The sequence below is a fragment of the Bradyrhizobium ottawaense genome (assembly GCF_002278135.3).
In the GTDB taxonomy this organism is placed as follows: domain Bacteria; phylum Pseudomonadota; class Alphaproteobacteria; order Rhizobiales; family Xanthobacteraceae; genus Bradyrhizobium; species Bradyrhizobium ottawaense.
Genome location: NZ_CP029425.2, coordinates 6,146,971 through 6,163,226, shown reverse-complemented (window position 1 = coordinate 6,163,226; position 16,256 = coordinate 6,146,971). Strand labels below are relative to the sequence as shown.

The following is a 16,256-nucleotide window of genomic DNA, read 5'->3' as shown; positions in this document are numbered from 1 at the left end:
GACCATGACCGATCATCATAGCGACATCGATTCCGTCTCCGGCAAGTCCACGACCGGACACGAGTGGGACGGTATCAAGGAGCTCAACACACCGCTGCCGCGCTGGTGGGTGATCTCGTTCTACCTCACCATCATCTGGTCGATCGGCTACTGGATCGTCTATCCGGCCTGGCCGCTGATCCAAAGCAATACTACGGGCATGTTCGGCTACTCCTCGCGCGCCGACGTCGCGGTCGAGCTCGCCAACCTCGAGAAGATCCGCGGTGACAAGATGGCGGCGCTGGGCGCAGCCTCGCTCGCCGACATCGAGAAGGATCCGGCCTTGCTGGCGCTCGCCCGCGCCAAGGGCAAGACCGTGTTCGGCGACAATTGCGCGCCCTGCCACGGCTCCGGCGCCGCCGGCGCCAAGGGCTATCCGAACCTGAACGACGACGACTGGCTGTGGGGCGGCACGCTCGACCAGATCATGCAGACCATCCAGTTCGGCGCGCGCTCCGGTCATGCCAAGACCCATGAGGGCCAGATGCTCGCCTTCGGCAAGGACGGTGTGCTGAAGTCCGACGAGATCGTCACGGTCGCCAACTACGTGCGGTCGCTGGCGGGCCTTTCGACCCGTAACGGCTTCGATGCCGCCAAGGGCGAGAAGATCTTTGCGGAGAATTGCGTCGCCTGCCACGGCGACGGCGGCAAGGGCAACCAGGAGATGGGGGCCCCGAACCTGACCGACAAGATCTGGCTCTACGGCTCCGACGAGGCGGCCCTGATCGAGACCATCAGCCAGGGCCGTGCCGGCGTCATGCCGGCCTGGGAAGGGCGGCTCGATCCCGCCACCATCAAGGCAATGGCGGTCTACGTTCATTCGCTGGGCGGTGGAAAATAGCAGATCTCGCTGCAGACGGGGGTGAACAAAAGTGCCCCCGTTTGAGCTGGATCAACTGACGCGGCGGTGTCGGGTCTAGGTTCAATCGCACCTTTTCGAGAAGCTCCAGGCGATGAACAAGACCGTGAACCCCAAAGACCTCACATTGGATGATGACAACGGGCCGCTCTACGCAGCCCACAAGAAGGTCTATCCCCAGAGCGTCTCCGGCACGTTCCGCCGGATCAAATGGAGCCTGATGGCGATCTGCCTCGGCGTCTATTATTTCCTGCCGTTCGTGCGCTGGAACCGCGGCCTCGGCGCCCCCAGCCAGGCGGTGCTGATCGATCTTCCCAACAGCCGCTTCTACTTCTTCTTCATCGAGCTGTGGCCGCAGGAGGTCTACTACTTCACCGGCCTGTTGATCGTGGCCGCGGTGGCGCTATTCCTGATGAACTCGGTCGGCGGCCGCATCTGGTGCGGCTATCTCTGTCCGCAGACGGTGTGGACCGACCTGTTCTATGCCGTCGAGCGTCTGATCGAAGGTGACCGGCGCGAGCGGATGAAGAAGGACAAATCGTCCGACCCGCTGAAGCTCGAGCGGATCTCCGAGATCGTGCTCAAGCATTCGATCTGGCTCATGATCGCCTGGTGGACCGGTGGCGCCTGGGTGCTCTACTTCAACGACGCACCGACCCTGGTGAAGGAGCTCGTCACCTTCCAGGGGCCGATGATCGCCTATATCTGGATCGGCATTCTCACGGCCTCGACCTATCTGCTCGCCGGCTACATGCGCGAGCAGGTCTGCACCTATATGTGCCCGTGGCCGCGCATCCAGGCCGCGCTCACCGACGAATGGGCGCTGAACGTCACCTACCGCTACGACCGCGGCGAGAAGCGCACCTCCGTCAAGAAGGCCGCCGAGCTGCGCGCGCTCGGCGAGCAGGTTGGCGATTGCGTCGATTGCTACCAGTGCGTCGCGGTTTGCCGGACCGGAATCGACATTCGCAACGGACCGCAGATGGAATGCATCCAGTGCGGCCTTTGCATCGACGCCTGCGACAACGTGATGACGAAGATCGGCCGGCCGAAGCGCTTGATCGGCTACGACAACGACATCAACATCCATCGACGCCAGGAGGGCAAGGCGCCGATCTACCGGATCGTCCGGGCACGCACCATCGTCTACAGCGCGATCATCGCGGCGATCGGCGGCTTCATGGTCTATACGCTCGCGACCCGCAGCCTGCTCGACGTCAACGTGCTGCATGACCGCAATCCGGTCGCGGTCAAGCTCAGCGACGGCTCGATCCGCAACGCCTATACGGTGCGGCTGCTGAACAAGAGCGGCTACGACCGCGCCATCGCCATCGACGTGGAGGGGCCAGCCAATCCCACGATGCACGTCGTCGGCGTCGATTCGGTGACGCCGGATCGGCCGATCATCGTGATCCCGCGCGACTCCACCAGCGAGCTGCGGTTGCTCGTCACCGCGCCGGCCGAAAACAATCCGGAGAAGTCGATTCCGGTCCGCTTCCACGTCATGGATATCGGACTGGGTGTCGCCGCGAGCGCCACCGACAATTTCGTCGCGCCGTAAATCCAGGAGACCGTCATGTCATCCAAGCCGCTGACCGGAACCAAGGTCTTCCTGATGCTGGTCGCCTTCTTCGGCCTCGTGATCGGCGTCAACGTCACGATGATGAAGCTGGCGATCGCGACGCTGCCCGGCACCGAGGTCGACAGCCCCTATGCCGCGGGCCTGACCTACGACCGCGAGATTTCGGCGGCGCAGGACCAGGCCGCGCGCAAATGGAAGGTCAACGCCCATATCGAACGCCGCAACGACGGCGGCGCGGTGGTTCAGGTCGAGGCGCGCGATGCCGGCGGCCAGCCGATCGCCGGACTGAAATTCGGCGGCCGGCTGGAGCGGCCGACTGACAAGCGCGCCGATCTCGCCGTCGAGCTCACCGAAGCCGGCATCGGCCTCTATCGCGGCGATGCCGCGTCCGTCGCGCCGGGCCAGTGGGACCTGGTGATCGAGGGCGAGGCGCGGGGAACGCGCGTGTTCCTGTCGCGCAACCGCGTGATCCTGAACTGAAGGACTTCGACATGCACGTCACGCGGGATTTCTCGCACTACGTCCGGACCGCGGGCGAGGGCGTCCAGCATATCGATCTCGCGGTCGAAGGCGTTCACTGCGCCGGCTGCATGGCCAAGATCGAACGCGGCCTGTCCGCCATCCCCGACGTCACGCTGGCGCGCGTCAACCTCACCGATCGCCGCGTCGCGCTGGAATGGAAGGCGGGTACGCTCGACCCCGGCCGTTTCATCGATCGCCTCGAGGAGCTCGGCTACAAGGCCTATCCGTTCGAGACCGAGAGCGCGGAGGTGGCGGAGGTCGCCGAATCGCGCTTCCTGCTGCGCTGCCTCGGTGTCGCGGCGTTCGCCACGATGAACGTGATGATGCTGTCGATCCCGGTGTGGTCGGGCAACGTCTCGGACATGCTGCCCGAGCAGCGCGACTTCTTCCACTGGCTGTCGGCGCTGATCGCATTGCCGGCGGCGGCTTATGCCGGCCAGCCGTTCTTCCGCTCGGCCTGGCGTGCGCTGTCGGCGAAGACGACCAACATGGACGTGCCGATCTCGATCGGCGTGATCCTGGCGCTCGGCATGTCCGTGGTCGAGACCTTCCACCACGCCGAACACGCCTATTTCGACGCAGCGATCATGCTGTTGACCTTCCTGCTCGTCGGCCGCTTCCTCGACCAGAACATGCGGCGGCGCACCCGCGCAGTCGCCGGCAATCTCGCCGCGCTGAAGGCGGAGACGGCGGCCAAGTTCATCGGTCCCGACGAGATATCGCAGGTGCCGGTGGCCGCGATTAATCCCGGCGACATCGTGCTGCTCCGGCCCGGCGAGCGTTGCGCGGTCGATGGCACCGTGATCGAGGGCCGTTCCGAGATCGACCAGAGCCTGATCACCGGCGAGACGCTCTACGTCACGGCCGAGCAGGGCACGCCGGTCTATGCGGGCTCCATGAACATCTCCGGCACGCTGCGGGTGCGGGTTTCAGCCGCGTCCGAGGCGACGCTGCTCGCCGAGATCACGCGGCTGCTCGACAACGCGCTCCAGGCGCGCTCGCGCTATATGCGCCTCGCCGACCGCGCCTCGCGGCTGTATGCGCCGGTGGTGCATGCGACCGCGTTCATCACCATCCTCGGTTGGGTCATTGCCGGCGCGTCCTGGCATGATGCGATCGTGACGGGCGTCGCCGTGCTGATCATCACCTGTCCCTGCGCGCTGGGGCTTGCCATTCCGACCGTGCAGACCATCGCCTCCGGCGCAATGTTCAAGTCCGGCGTGCTGCTGAATTCCGGCGACGCGATCGAGCGGCTGGCCGAAGCCGACCATGTCATCTTCGACAAGACGGGCACGCTGACGCTGCCCGATCTCGAAGTGATGAATGCCGCCAACATCCCCGCCGACATCTTCGAGCTCGCCGGCCGGCTCGCGCTGTCGAGCCATCATCCGGTGGCCGCCGCCGTGGCGCAGGCCGCCGCCGCCAAATCGCCTGTTGTCGGTGCGGTCGAAGAGGCCGGGCAGGGCGTCCGTGCGACCGTGGACGGCGTCGAGCTTCGCCTTGGCCGACCCTCCTTCTGCGGCGCGGAGGCGCTGGTTGGCAGCACCGTCGTCGATCCCGAAGCCTCCATCGTCGCGTTCAGCAAGGGCAGCGAGAGGTTCGTGCTCTCGGTCCGCCAGGGCCTGCGTCCGGACGCGCAAGCTGTGATCGCGGCGCTGAAGGCGCGCAATATCGGCATCGAGATTCTCTCCGGCGACCGCGAGCCGGCGGTGAAGGCCGCGGCTCACGCGCTCGAAATCCCCGAATGGCGCGCCGGCGTCACGCCGGCCGACAAGATCGCACGGATCGAGGAATTGAAGCAGCGCGGCGCCAAGGTGCTGATGGTGGGCGACGGCATGAACGACGCGCCTTCGCTCGCGGCAGCCCATGTCTCGATGTCGCCGATCTCGGCCGCGCATCTGAGCCAGGCCACCGCCGATCTCGTCTTCCTCGGCCGGCCGCTGGCTCCGGTGGTTGCGGCCATCGACGCCTCGCGCAAGGCGCTGCATTTGATGCGGCAAAACCTCTGGCTTGCGATCGGCTACAATGTGCTCGCGGTGCCGGTTGCGATCAGTGGCGTCGTGACGCCCCTGATCGCGGCTGCGGCCATGAGCGGATCCTCGATCCTGGTCATGCTGAATTCGCTGCGGGCGCGCAGCACCTCGCGGGAGATCGTGTAATGGAGATTCTGGTCATTTTGGTCCCGCTGGCGTTGATGCTCGGCGGCGCCGGTCTCGTCGCCTTTCTCTGGTCGCTCCGGAGCGGCCAGTACGACGATCTCGATGGTGCCGCCTGGCGCGCCATCGCCGATGACGAGCCGCCGCAGGAAGCCCCAGTCAAGCGCTAGCGCTTCAAGTTCAGCGCGAGCAGGCCAGCGGCCGCAAGGGCTATGCCCACGCCCGTCACGCAAGCGTGCCAGCCGAAGGCATCGAACAGTCGGCCGAGAACGGCTGTGCCGACGAGCCCTCCACAGAAATAGCACGCAAGATAGGTGCCGCTGGCGACCCCACGGTTCTCGGTCGCCGTCTTCCCGACGAAGCCGGTGGCCGCCGCCTGTGCAAAGAAGGTTCCGACCGCAACGAGCACCATTCCGGTGAGCACTTCAGGCAGCCGCGCAGTCAGCATCAGCGGCAGGCCGATGCCGGCAACGGCGAGCGAGCCCCAGATCGTCGGGCGTGCTCCGATGCGTGAGGCAACCCGTCCCGCCAGCAAGGTCGTGACGACCGAGGGCAGGAACACCAGATAGACAAGGCCAAGATCCATCATGCCGAGCGACAGCGGCGGTCGGACCAGAACGAAATTGACGAAGGTGAAGGTACCGATGAAGGCGAACAGGATGCAGAAGCCGATGCCGTAGGCCGCGCGCAATCGCGGATTGCGCCAATGCGCGATGGTGGCTTTGAGCGGCGAAGCAGTCGGCATCATCGCATGCATCGGCTGCAGGCGTCGAATCGTGAAGTAGACCAGCACCGCGCCGGCCAGATTGAGAGCTGCGAACAGATAGAAGTTCCAGGCAAGGCCCAGGCCGTCTGCAACGGCGGCCGAGATCACCCGGCCGACGAGATTGCTCGCGACATTGCCGGTGATGTAGGCGGCAAAGGCGCCGCCGGCGTCCATCGCGCTGCATTGCTCGCCGAGATAGGCGAGGGTGAGCGCGAAGGCGGAGGCCATGCACAGGCCCTGTGCGACGCGCAGGACGGTGAACACGGCGAGATTTGGCGCGATCGCCAGCAGGCTGGTCGGGAGTGCGAGCAGCATCAAGCTGAGCAGGATGCCGGTCCGGCGGTCGATATGCGGGCTGAGAAAGCCAACCACGAGGCTGGCTGTGGCCATGCCGAACGTGCTGGCGTTGACGGCAAAGCCCATCGCTGCGGGCGTGACGCCGTAATGGCGGGTCAGCGAGGGCAGGATCGCCTGCGTTGCGAAGAGATCGACAACGGTCAGGAACGCGGTGAGGCCGATCACGAGCGAGCGTAGCGCCAGACCCGGCGAGTGCGCCTCCATCGTCATCGCGGCCGGTTGATCGGTGCGGAAAGATCGGTCATGGCGTGATTGTCCTGTGAGGATTTGGCGCCCGGCATGGGGATCGCGGGCGCCTCATCCATAACGGTGCGCTGGGGCTGGAATGCGCTCGTTACATGTGGCGATCGTTGGGATCCTTGCGGATGTCGCCGACATAGAGAATGACGGTCTCCTTGCCGAGGTTCTTCCACCAATGCGAGGTGCCGTACACCTCCGGGCGGATGTCGCCGGCCCTGTGCACGATCGGGTCGACACAGTTGGAGGCGTATTCGACGATTTCGCCCTGCTGCACGAAGATCAACGCGGGGCGGTCGTCATGGCTGTGCCAGGGCACGATGCCGCCGGGCTCGATCGTGAGCTTGCGGAAGCGCAGCTCGCGCCCCTCGAGATGTGCCGGCTGCTTGCCGAGGTCTATCGCCCCAAGGGTGACGTCGGTAACGCCGACGGGTTTGTAGTCGACCATCTGCTGGGCGTTCGGTTTGATCTTGCCGGCCGGACATTCGCCGGCGATGACCGGCTGCGCCGAGAGCGTGAGCGCGCCGGCAATGGCAAGGCCTGGCCAGATCGGACGCGACAGGGCGTGGCTCCTAGACATGGAAGGGTCTCCTGCGTTGGCCGCGACCCCGCTGGTCGGCGGCTATGACGGGAGCTTCATCGAGATCGCGTCGATCCTGAAATGCCGGCTTGCTCTCGATGCGATAGCGCGGTGCTATGTTGATGCGCGGCGGCTATCGATCCGATTGGGCAACGGCATTTCCGCTTCCGGCGTATCCGGCGTCCGATGGCACGGCGCCCGATTGGCGGGCGTTCACGTCAATTCGGAGGAGCACTCATGCCGAAATTGTCCAAGACCCTGATTACCACCGCCGCGTTTGCGGTCATCGCCACCTCGGCCTTCTCGGAGGCCGCCTGGGACTTCAAGGCCGGCATGGCCTATGTCTATGGCGGCCCCGGCAAGATGTCGGCGATGGCCATGGGTCCGGCCGAGAAGAACCACGAGGCGATGATGAAGAACGCCAAGAAGGTGCCCGACAACACCGTCTTCTTCATGCGCAACGGATCGCTGTACTCCGCCTCGGGACGGCTCGATCCGACCGGCAATTTCTACGTGAACTGAGCCGGCCTGGCATCGCGGCCGCCCCTTGCGGGCGGCCGAACCGGGAAACTAATATTCGCTGAAGGGAATGCCGGAGCAGAAGATGACATCTCTCTCGCCAGCCGATGCCGAACAGCTCAGGCTTGCTTTCCAGCGCTGCCGCGACATGGACGGCACGCTGAACGAACAGCTCCGCGCCTATGCCGATGCCAGCCGTGCGGTCTTTCCGGCCTATGGCGAGGCCGTTGATCGCCTGGTGGCGAGATTGGGCGGGAACGGCGGTGGCGAGACCGCGCCTCACCCGGGCGATGCGATGCCGGCGTTCATGCTGCCGGACGAGGCCGGGCGTCTCGTCACGCTGCCTTCGCTGCTGCAGCGCGGCCCGCTCGCCGTGATGTTCTTCCGCGGCCATTGGTGTCCCTATTGCCGGCTCAATGTCCGTGCCGTGGTCCAGGCGTTCGATCGCATCGAGGCCATGGGTGCGCAGATTGTTGCGGTCGTGCCGGAGACGCTGGAATTTACCCGCCAGCTCAAGGCTGAATCCGGCGCGCCGTTTCCGGTCCTGACCGATCTCGACAACGGCTATGCGCTGTCGCTCAATCTCGCGATCTGGCTCGGTGCCGAGATCCAGCGCCTGTTGTCCTATCAGGACATGGCGAAATTCCACGGCAATGATGGCTGGATGCTGCCGATCCCGGCCGTGTTCGTGGTCGGCCGCGACGGCATCGTGAAGGCCCGCTTCGTCGATCCCGATTTCCGCAAACGCATGGAGATCGACGATCTGCTCGCCGCGCTGGAGAGCGCGGGCAGGGAGAACTAAGTTCTCCCCTTATCGAAGACCGTTCTCGCTACCCCGCGATCTCGCGCCAGTCGGCGCCGCGCAGCATGCGCATCACGGCGCTGGCGACCGCCGTGCGCTGCCGGCCGGCCACGCCGTAAAGGCTGACGGTGCGGCGGGCGTCCAGGCCGGCGACGGCGGCACGCGTCAGTGTCTGCGGCAGGGGCGAGGTGTGCGGCATCATGGCGACGCCGATGTCGGCCTCGACCAGCTCGATCAGGTCGCGCTCGCTCGAAATCTCGTGGCCATGCTCGATGCCGTGCTCGCGCAGGCTCGCGGAGATGCGGCGCGAATGCTCGCAGAACGTCCGGCTCAACAGTTGCTCCGAGCGCAGATCGTCCAGTTCGATGCTGCTGCGGCCGGCCAGCCGATGTCCGTCGCCAAAGACGAGCTCGAAGCTCTCGGTGAACAGCGGCCAGGCGTCGAGCCGTTCCCAGGCCTCATCGATCTCGGCGGCGATGCCGAGCTCGGCTTCACCTTTCTTCAAGAACTCGCCGACCTCGCGGCTCGTCCCGCGCAGGAAGCGGAATTCGAGCTGGTTGAATTGCCGCCTGATCTCGTTGAGATGCGGAATGAGCAGCGCTAGGTCGATCGAATGCGTCAAGGCAACGCGCAACGCGCCGACCTCTCCGCTTTTGAACGAGGAGGCGAGCGAGCGCGCGCCGGCGGCAGCGTCAAAACACTGCTTCAGGAGCGGATGCATGCGCTGGCCGAGCTCGGTCAATTGCGCCGCCGGCCGCTCGCGGCGGAACAGGTCGCCGCCAAGCTCGGCCTCGAGTTGCTTGATCGCGCGTGTCAGCGAGGGCTGTGTAACGTTGCACTCCTCGGCCGCGCGCGTGAAATTGAGCAGCTGCGCCACCGCGAGGAAATAGCGGACCTGGTGCATTTCCATGGATCGGCTCCCAGCGAAATCGACCTCAAATCTAGCCGATCGGAACCAGAAATGACATCCCACGCGCGATAGCACGGACGTATGGACTTGGAAGCCAACTGGCATTTCAAAAGATCCCGCCATCTCTTAAAATGATCGCGGGTAACAATGCCGCCGCGTGCGACGAAAATTCGGCCGGTGCAGGCTCACCAGGAGCGAACCATGAACGGCATGAAGGGCAAAGGTGCGGATATCCCGGGTCAGGTCGTGCTGGTGCTTCAGGGCGGCGGTGCGCTTGGCTCCTATCAGGCGGGTGTCTACCAGGCGCTGCACGAGGCCGGCATCGAGCCGGACTGGGTCATCGGCACCTCGATCGGCGCCATCAATGCGAGCCTGATTGCCGGCAACGTGCCGGAGCAACGGCTTGCGCGCCTGAAGGAATTCTGGAAGCGGATGGAGCAGGCCCCGGTCTGGACCCTGGGCGGCGCCTTTCCCGACTTCAACGAGAGGCTCGCTTATTGGTCGACGGTCACCGGCGGCATTCGCGGCTTCTTCCGGCCCAATCCACTGGCGCATGCGGGCGATTCCTATCCGCTCGGTGCCGACAACGCGGGCTATTATTCGACCGCGCCGCTGGAGAAGACGCTGAGCGAGCTCGTCGATTTCGATCTCGCCAATCGCTGCGCGCCGCGCCTGACGGTCGGTGCGGCTCATGTCGGCACCAGTGAAATGCGCTATTTCGACAGCCGCGACAGTGAACTGACGGTGAAGCACATAATGGCGTCGGGCGCGCTGCCGCCGGCTTTCCCGGCGGTGCGCATCGACGGCGAGCTCTATTGGGACGGCGGCATCCTGTCGAACACGCCGACGGAAGCGGTGTTCGACGACAATCCGCGCAGGGATTCGCTGATCTTCTCCGTGCATTTGTGGAATCCCGTCGGACCCGAGCCGAACACGATCGCGGAGGTGCTGAACCGGCACAAGGACGTGCAATATTCCAGCCGCATTTCGAGCCAGATTGCGCGCCAGCAGCAGGCCCATCGCCTGCGCCATGTCATCAACCAGCTCGCGGCACGGCTTCCGGAGAGCGAGCGCAGCGATCCCGCGGTGAGAGAGTTGACGAGCTATGGCTGTCCGACCCGCATGCATGTGGTACGGCTGCTGGCGCCGCAGCTTGAGCGCGAGACCCATACCAAGGATATCGACTTCAGTCCGTCGGGGATCACACGGCGTTGGCACGCTGGTTACGCTCACACGCGATCGGTCCTGGCACGCAAGCCCTGGATCGGCGAATTCGATCCGCTCGCCGGGGTGGTGCTGCACGAGCATATGGAGGAGATGCCGATTGCGGCGGAGTGAGGGCTTTACGCGTGATTGTCTTGCGCAGTGGCGATTTCCCGAGGGCTAGGTCTGGGCTATTGTTGCCCCGTGTTCGTCGCGAGGCTTGCAATTGGTCGCTGAGAAAGATCTGGAGGCAACGCTCGATCTGGTCCGCGCCAACGCGGCGGGGCCGGTAGCGGGCGTGTTCGGTCCTGATACGCTGACCTGGCGGATCGACCGGGAGGCGGTCATCTTTCTCGGTGCCGGCCGCGCGTTGTTGCTGCAACTGGCGCATCCCTGGGTCGCCGCCGCCATCGCCGAGCATTCGAAAACCCTGGCCGATCCGATTGGCCGCTTCCATCGCACCTTCGACATCGTCTTTGCCATGGTGTTCGGCTCGCTCGACCGTGCCTTGCTGTCCTCCCGGCAGCTGCACCGACGACACAGCATGATCGTCGGAGAGATGCCGGAGACGGTCGGTCCCTTTGCGGCAGGCTCGCGCTACTGCGCCAACGATATCCCCTCGCTGCGTTGGGTCCATGCGACGCTGGTCGAGACGGCGCTGATGGCGCACGAGCTGGTTCTGCCGCCATTCTCCGTGGAGGAGCGCGAGCGCTACTGGAGCGAGAGTCGGACGTTCGGTGCATTGTTCGGATTGACGGCGGATGATCTGCCCGCGGACTGGTCGGGCTTTACGTCCTACACCGCGGCGATGGTGCAGACGGACACGCTGACCGTGAGCCCGGCGGCGCGCGAGATCGCGGCGCAGATTTTTAGCGGCGCGCGTCCGTGGTTGCGGCCGCCACGATGGTATCGCTCGCTCACGGCGAGCCTGCTGCCGGAACGATTGCGCGCCGGCTTCGGGTTCGAGCTCGGCGAGCGGGAGCTCAGATCGGCCGACAACGCGCTGCGATGGATCCGGCGCATCTATCCGACATTGCCGGATCGGCTGCGCTATGTCGGGCCCTACCAGGAAGCGCAGGCGCGGCTGCGGGGCGAGCCGCAGCCCGACTGGATGACGCGCTGCCTCAACAGGGCGTGGATCGGGCGGCCGCAGATGGATGTGCGCGGAAAGGGGTAAAGGCCCGATCTCTCGGATTGCTTCGCTGCGCTCGCAACGGCGGAGAACAGAGATACGCCTCTGTCTCACACCGAAGCCAGCTTCCGGTACAGCGCGCTGTAACTTCCCGCCGAGATGCTCCAGGAGAACGATCGCCCCATGGCGCTGCGGCGCATGGTGTCGAGCTGGTCCTGCGCCATGAAGGCCGAGAACGCGCGGCGGACGCCGCCAAGGAAGGACTCGCGCGAGGGCCTCGAGAACAGGAAGCCGGTCTCGCCGTCGGTGATGGTTTCGGCAAGGCCGCCGGTCTGGTGACCGATTGGCAGCGAGCCGAAGCGCTGGGCGTACATCTGGCTGAGCCCGCACGGCTCGAAGCGCGACGGCATCAGGGTGAAATCGCTGCCGGCAAAGATGCGGCGGGCCTGGGCATCGTTGAAGCCGATCACAACTCCGATCGCGTCGGGGCGGCGGCGATGCGCGTCGATCAAGGCCTGCTCCAGCGCCGGCTCGCCGGAGCCGGTGACCACGATCTGTCCGCCGGCATCGACGATCTCGTCGGCCGCCGACAGCACGAGATCGATGCCCTTCTGGTGCACGAGACGCGCGACGATGCCGAACATCGGGCCGCGCGAGACCGCTAAGCCAAACTGCTTGCGGACGTAGTCCGCATTGGCCCTCTTGCCGACCCAGTCGCCGGCGCCGAACTGCTGGGCGAGCTGGGCGCAGGAGCGCGGGTCCCAGCTCTCGTCGATGCCGTTGAGGATGCCGGTGAGCTCGGACGCGTCCGAGCGCAGGCGGAGCAGGCCCTCCAGGCCGCAGCCGAATTCGGCGGTGGTGATCTCGCGCGCATAGGTGCCGCTGACGGTGGTGAGGTGCGAGGCGTAGACGAGGCCCGCCTTGAGGAAGGACAGCTGGTCGTAGAACTCGACACCGTCGATGTGGAAAGAGCTCTCCGGTGCGCCGATCCGCCGCAGCGAGTCCTTCGGGAAGAGGCCCTGATAGGCAAGATTGTGAATGGTCAGGATCGACGGCAGCTTGGAGCCGCGCCAGGCGAGATAGGCCGGCACGAGCGAGGCCTGCCAGTCATTGGCATGGATCAGGTCAGCTGCCCAATTCTTGTCCAGCTTGCCCATGGCCAGCTCAGTGGCGGCAGAGGCAAAGCGCGCGAAGCGGATGTCATTGTCGGGCCAGTCGCGCCCGGACTCGTCGCCATAGGGGTTACCGGGCCGGTCGTAAAGTTGCGAGCACAACAGCACGTAGACCGGCAGGCCGTCCTTGGTCGCTGCCCGTCCGAGCGAGCAGGCCGGCATCTCTGCGAAGGCCGGGCTGCGCCCAACGATCTGAATATGGGTGAGTTGCTCGATGATGTCGCGATAGCCGGGCAGCATGATCCGGATATCGGCAAAGGAGCGAAGGGCGCGGGGCAGCGCAGCGGACACGGCTCCAAGGCCGCCGACGCGGACGAAGTCGTCCAACTCCGTGGTGACGAACAAGACCCTCAAGAACAGCTGCCCTCTGTCGATCCCGTTCGCTACTATGCAAGAACGGGTCCAGTTGTCCGGGAATTCTTAAAGCCCACCCACGCGGCGTGTCGGTTCGGTAAACACTTTCCTACTCGGCCGCCGCCCTCTAGGGTCGCCGCATCAACAACAGAGAACTTCGAGAGTTCCTAAGACCCAAGGACGTGAGCAGGCATGCAGCTAGCAGATAAGCATGAGGGGACGACGACAAAAACCTTCGCCGGGCTGAGGGTCCTGGATTTTTCCACCACCATCGCCGGTCCTCACTGCGCGCGGATGCTTGCCGACATGGGCGCTGAGGTCATCAAGATCGAGACCGACGGCGGGGAGACCATGCGGACCCGGCCGCCGCTGCGCAAGGGGTGCAGCACCGCGTTCGGCCAGCTCAATGTCGGCAAGAAGAGCGTCGTGCTCGACCTCAAGTCCGAGGACGGCAAGGAGGCGGTGCGCCGGCTGGCCGCGACATCAGACATCCTGGTCGAGAACTTTCGCCCCGGCGTGATGCATCGGCTGCGGCTCGACTACGACAGGCTGCGCACCGTCAACCCGAAGCTGATCTATTGCTCGATCTCGGGCCACGGCCAGACCGGCCCCTCGGCCGAGCTGCCGGCCTATGCGCCGGTGATCCATGCCGCCTCCGGCTATGATATGGCGCATCTGGCCTACCAGCCCGGCCGCAATCGCCCTGATTATTGCGGCATCTATCACGCCGACGTGGTCACCGGCACCTACGGCTTCGGCGCGATCGCGTCCGCACTCTATCAGCGGACCGTGACCGGCCTTGGCCAGCACATCGACGTGTCGATGCTGGAATCGATGCTGTCACTGACGCTGACCGAATTGCAGAGCGCACAATTCGCCGTGAAGCCACCGCCGCGCCCGATGTTCGGCCCGACCGAGACGGCAAGCGGCTATGTCATGATCACGGTCGCCAGCGAGAAGACGTTCCAGGGATTGATGGGCGTGATCGGTCACCCCGAATGGATCTCCGATCCGCGCTTTGCGACCTATGCCGCGCGCCGCGAGAATTGGGCCGAGGTGATGGACGGCGTCGAGGCCTGGTCGCGGCAGCTCACGACCGATGCGTGTCTCGCAGCGCTCGGGGCTGCCGGCGTGCCGGCTTCGGCCTATCGCACCGTGTCCGAGGCGCTGGCCGATCCGCAGCTTGCGCACCGGCAGGCGCTCTCCGAGGTGCGGGACGAGGGCGGCTCCTTTCAGGTGCTCAACCTGCCATTCCGGATGTCGGGTGCCGATACCACGCCGGCCAAGACGATGGCCGTGCTCGGCGAGCATACGGATGCCCTGCGCGAAGAGATCAGCCTCGCCGATGATGCATCAATTCCGACAGGCAAAACTGCCGCGACAGGCTGAGCACCATTACGCCGCACGTGCGGCGTGTGATCTGTCGCGCGTTCCTCTTGCCGTGGCGAGCTTTTGTCGCCAATCTCGTCCCCAGTCATTCAACGATCCGAAACATCGGACGAGGGATCCCGGGAGGAACCATGACGAACATTGCTGCCGCGGCGCGCAAGCACGCGCCGATTTTCCTTGTTGCGGCATTTGCCCTCCTTCCGCTGGCCGGGCCGGTGCAAGCGCAGAAGCCGGGCGGCAGCATCACCGTCGGCCAGGAGCTGGAGATCGCGGGCTTCGATCCGCTCAAGGTCGGCGTCTACGACACCTCGACCTTCACCGCGGCCGCGGCGATCTTCGATACGCTGACCACGCTCGACGACAAGGGCGAAGCCGCGCCAAAGCTCGCGATGTCATGGACCCATTCCGACGATTACAAGAGCTGGACCTTCAGGCTCCGCGAGGGTGTGAAATTCCACGACGGCACGCCGTTCAATGCGCAGGCCTTCAAGGAGAATTTTGACCGGCAGAAGGACCCGGCCAACAAATGCCGCTGCGCCTTCTACATCACCAACGTCAAGGAAGTGCTGGCGCCGGACGAAACCACCGTTGTCTTCAATCTGACCGATCCCTCGGTGAACTGGCCGGCGGTGATCACCATCCAGAGCTCCAACAACGTCATTCAGTCGCCGACCGCCTGGAAGACGAAGGGTGACGACTACAATCGCAATCCCGTCGGCACTGGTCCCTACATCCTGAAATCATGGACCGCAGGCGACCGGATGGTGCTGGAGAAAAACCCCAACTACTGGGACAAGGGCCGTCCCTATCTCGACCGCATCATCTTAAAGCCGCTGCCCGATGCGCAGTCGCGCTTCGCCTCGCTGCAATCGGGCGAGGCCGACATCATCTGGGACGACGAGAACGACGCCGACAACATCATGAAGGCGCAGAAGGACTCCAAGCTCACGGTGCACACCTACAAGGGCTCGGGCGCGCAGGTCTACGCCTTCAACACCAAGGTCGCGCCGTTCGACGATGTCCGCGTGCGTCAGGCGCTGGTGATGGCGCTCGACCGCCCGAAAATGTCGCAGGCGATCAGCAACGGCCTGAGCCGGCCCGCGACCAATCCCTATGGCGATGGCTCCTGGGTCAAATGCAAGGATGACGGCGCGCTGCCGTTCGATGTCGAGAAGGCCAAGGCGCTGATCAAGGATTACGGCAAGCCGGTCGAGTTCAAGATGCTGGTGACCGCAACCCCGCGCGGCCGCATGATCGGCCAGGTGCTTCAGCAATTCTGGAAGCGCGCCGGCGCCAACATGGAGATCGAGCAGGTCGATCAGGCGACCATTCCGTCACGCGCCTTCACCCGCCAGTTCCAGATGACGCCGTGGCGCATCGTCGATCTCGCCGATCCCGACCCGCAGATGTACGCGAATTTCCGCAGCGGCAGCCCGCTGGCATTGGCCGGATACTCAAACCCGGAGCTCGACAAGCTGCTGGACCACGCGCGCGTCACCGCCGACCTTGGGCAACGCACCGAGGATTACTGCGCCATCGGCCGCCTGATCAACAAGGAGGCAATCTGGTTCTGGACCTTCCAGAACACTTATTACGCGCTGTCGAGCGCCAAGCTGAAAGGCTTCCCCAAGATCTACAACGGCGTGATCGACGTATCGAGGACCTGGCTGGAATGAT

At 64.9% G+C, this 16,256-nt stretch carries 14 protein-coding genes and 1 pseudogene; 11 read left to right on the top strand and 4 right to left on the bottom strand.

From position 1 onward, the window contains the following. Window positions 1-4: 4 nt before the first annotated feature. The 5 genes from ccoP (at window position 5) to ccoS (ending at window position 5,328) form a co-directional block, all read left to right on the top strand. Window positions 5-880 (top strand): cytochrome-c oxidase, cbb3-type subunit III, encoded by an 876-nt coding sequence (gene ccoP / locus CIT37_RS29180; RefSeq protein ID WP_028143085.1) that lies wholly within the window; start codon window positions 5-7, stop codon window positions 878-880. Between the two features lie 112 nt (window positions 881-992). After that, window positions 993-2,459, top strand: a complete 1,467-nt coding sequence (gene ccoG / locus CIT37_RS29175; RefSeq protein WP_095426397.1) for a cytochrome c oxidase accessory protein CcoG — start codon at window positions 993-995, stop codon at window positions 2,457-2,459. Window positions 2,460-2,474: 15 nt separating this feature from the next. Further along, complete coding sequence (locus CIT37_RS29170) at window positions 2,475-2,960, top strand: FixH family protein (protein ID WP_095426396.1); 486 nt, start codon at window positions 2,475-2,477, stop codon at window positions 2,958-2,960. A gap of 11 nt (window positions 2,961-2,971) precedes the next feature. Next, entirely contained in the window at window positions 2,972-5,161 is a 2,190-nt protein-coding gene (locus CIT37_RS29165) for a cation-translocating P-type ATPase (protein ID WP_028143082.1), read from the top strand. After that, window positions 5,161-5,328, top strand: a complete 168-nt coding sequence (ccoS, locus tag CIT37_RS29160) for a cbb3-type cytochrome oxidase assembly protein CcoS (RefSeq protein WP_008138466.1) — start codon at window positions 5,161-5,163, stop codon at window positions 5,326-5,328. The genes CIT37_RS29165 and ccoS overlap by 1 nt, the downstream gene beginning before the upstream one ends. Here ccoS and CIT37_RS29155 read toward each other — a convergent pair. Together CIT37_RS29155 and CIT37_RS29150 are read right to left on the bottom strand one after the other, a co-directional pair. Beyond that, window positions 5,325-6,526, bottom strand: a pseudogene (locus tag CIT37_RS29155) (MFS transporter). The gene ccoS and the pseudogene CIT37_RS29155 overlap by 4 nt on opposite strands. Window positions 6,527-6,615: 89 nt before the next feature. Further along, window positions 6,616-7,098, bottom strand: a complete 483-nt coding sequence (locus CIT37_RS29150; RefSeq protein WP_095426394.1) for a cupin domain-containing protein — start codon at window positions 7,096-7,098, stop codon at window positions 6,616-6,618. 237 nt (window positions 7,099-7,335) lie between these two features. Here CIT37_RS29150 and CIT37_RS29145 point away from each other — a divergent pair, with 237 nt between their 5' ends. Both CIT37_RS29145 and CIT37_RS29140 read left to right on the top strand, forming a co-directional pair. Next, window positions 7,336-7,620: a hypothetical protein gene (locus CIT37_RS29145; protein ID WP_028143080.1), complete on the top strand. Its 285-nt coding sequence runs from the start codon at window positions 7,336-7,338 to the stop codon at window positions 7,618-7,620. Window positions 7,621-7,702: 82 nt separating this feature from the next. Continuing rightward, window positions 7,703-8,419 (top strand): peroxiredoxin-like family protein, encoded by a 717-nt coding sequence (locus tag CIT37_RS29140; RefSeq protein ID WP_028143079.1) that lies wholly within the window; start codon window positions 7,703-7,705, stop codon window positions 8,417-8,419. A gap of 28 nt (window positions 8,420-8,447) precedes the next feature. On the opposite strand, the gene CIT37_RS29135 is transcribed toward CIT37_RS29140, so the two are convergent. Further along, window positions 8,448-9,329: a LysR family transcriptional regulator gene (locus CIT37_RS29135; RefSeq protein WP_028143078.1), complete on the bottom strand. Its 882-nt coding sequence runs from the start codon at window positions 9,327-9,329 to the stop codon at window positions 8,448-8,450. A 201-nt stretch (window positions 9,330-9,530) separates the two neighbouring features. On the opposite strand from CIT37_RS29135, the gene CIT37_RS29130 reads away from it, so the two are divergent. Beyond that, on the top strand, window positions 9,531-10,667 hold the full coding sequence (locus CIT37_RS29130; protein ID WP_028143077.1) for a DUF3734 domain-containing protein: 1,137 nt from the start codon (window positions 9,531-9,533) through the stop codon (window positions 10,665-10,667). A 91-nt stretch (window positions 10,668-10,758) separates the two neighbouring features. Beyond that, a complete protein-coding gene (locus CIT37_RS29125) occupies window positions 10,759-11,709 on the top strand; it encodes an oxygenase MpaB family protein (RefSeq protein WP_161966496.1) in 951 nt (316 codons plus the stop codon). Window positions 11,710-11,774: 65 nt separating this feature from the next. On the opposite strand, the gene glgA is transcribed toward CIT37_RS29125, so the two are convergent. Then, on the bottom strand, window positions 11,775-13,190 hold the full coding sequence (gene glgA / locus CIT37_RS29120; protein WP_095426393.1) for a glycogen synthase GlgA: 1,416 nt from the start codon (window positions 13,188-13,190) through the stop codon (window positions 11,775-11,777). 192 nt (window positions 13,191-13,382) lie between these two features. On the opposite strand from glgA, the gene CIT37_RS29115 reads away from it, so the two are divergent. Together CIT37_RS29115 and CIT37_RS29110 are read left to right on the top strand one after the other, a co-directional pair. Then, window positions 13,383-14,579, top strand: coding sequence for a CaiB/BaiF CoA transferase family protein (locus CIT37_RS29115; RefSeq protein WP_095426392.1), 1,197 nt, complete (start codon window positions 13,383-13,385; stop codon window positions 14,577-14,579). A 131-nt stretch (window positions 14,580-14,710) separates the two neighbouring features. Continuing rightward, entirely contained in the window at window positions 14,711-16,255 is a 1,545-nt protein-coding gene (locus CIT37_RS29110; RefSeq protein ID WP_095426391.1) for an ABC transporter substrate-binding protein, read from the top strand. The last annotated feature ends 1 nt before the right edge of the window (window position 16,256 follow it).

What these genes read in the sequence shown, in the direction of transcription:
- ccoS (WP_008138466.1), top strand. Translation starts at nt 5,161, where the DNA reads ATGGAGATTCTGGTCATTTTGGTCCCGCTGGCGTTGATGCTCGGCGGC.
- CIT37_RS29170 (WP_095426396.1), top strand. Translation starts at nt 2,475, where the DNA reads ATGTCATCCAAGCCGCTGACCGGAACCAAGGTCTTCCTGATGCTGGTC.
- CIT37_RS29150 (WP_095426394.1), bottom strand. Translation starts at nt 7,098, where the DNA reads ATGTCTAGGAGCCACGCCCTGTCGCGTCCGATCTGGCCAGGCCTTGCC.
- CIT37_RS29145 (WP_028143080.1), top strand. Translation starts at nt 7,336, where the DNA reads ATGCCGAAATTGTCCAAGACCCTGATTACCACCGCCGCGTTTGCGGTC.
- CIT37_RS29140 (WP_028143079.1), top strand. Translation starts at nt 7,703, where the DNA reads ATGACATCTCTCTCGCCAGCCGATGCCGAACAGCTCAGGCTTGCTTTC.
- ccoP (WP_028143085.1), top strand. Translation starts at nt 5, where the DNA reads ATGACCGATCATCATAGCGACATCGATTCCGTCTCCGGCAAGTCCACG.
- CIT37_RS29115 (WP_095426392.1), top strand. Translation starts at nt 13,383, where the DNA reads ATGCAGCTAGCAGATAAGCATGAGGGGACGACGACAAAAACCTTCGCC.
- CIT37_RS29135 (WP_028143078.1), bottom strand. Translation starts at nt 9,329, where the DNA reads ATGGAAATGCACCAGGTCCGCTATTTCCTCGCGGTGGCGCAGCTGCTC.
- CIT37_RS29130 (WP_028143077.1), top strand. Translation starts at nt 9,531, where the DNA reads ATGAACGGCATGAAGGGCAAAGGTGCGGATATCCCGGGTCAGGTCGTG.
- CIT37_RS29165 (WP_028143082.1), top strand. Translation starts at nt 2,972, where the DNA reads ATGCACGTCACGCGGGATTTCTCGCACTACGTCCGGACCGCGGGCGAG.
- ccoG (WP_095426397.1), top strand. Translation starts at nt 993, where the DNA reads ATGAACAAGACCGTGAACCCCAAAGACCTCACATTGGATGATGACAAC.
- CIT37_RS29110 (WP_095426391.1), top strand. Translation starts at nt 14,711, where the DNA reads ATGACGAACATTGCTGCCGCGGCGCGCAAGCACGCGCCGATTTTCCTT.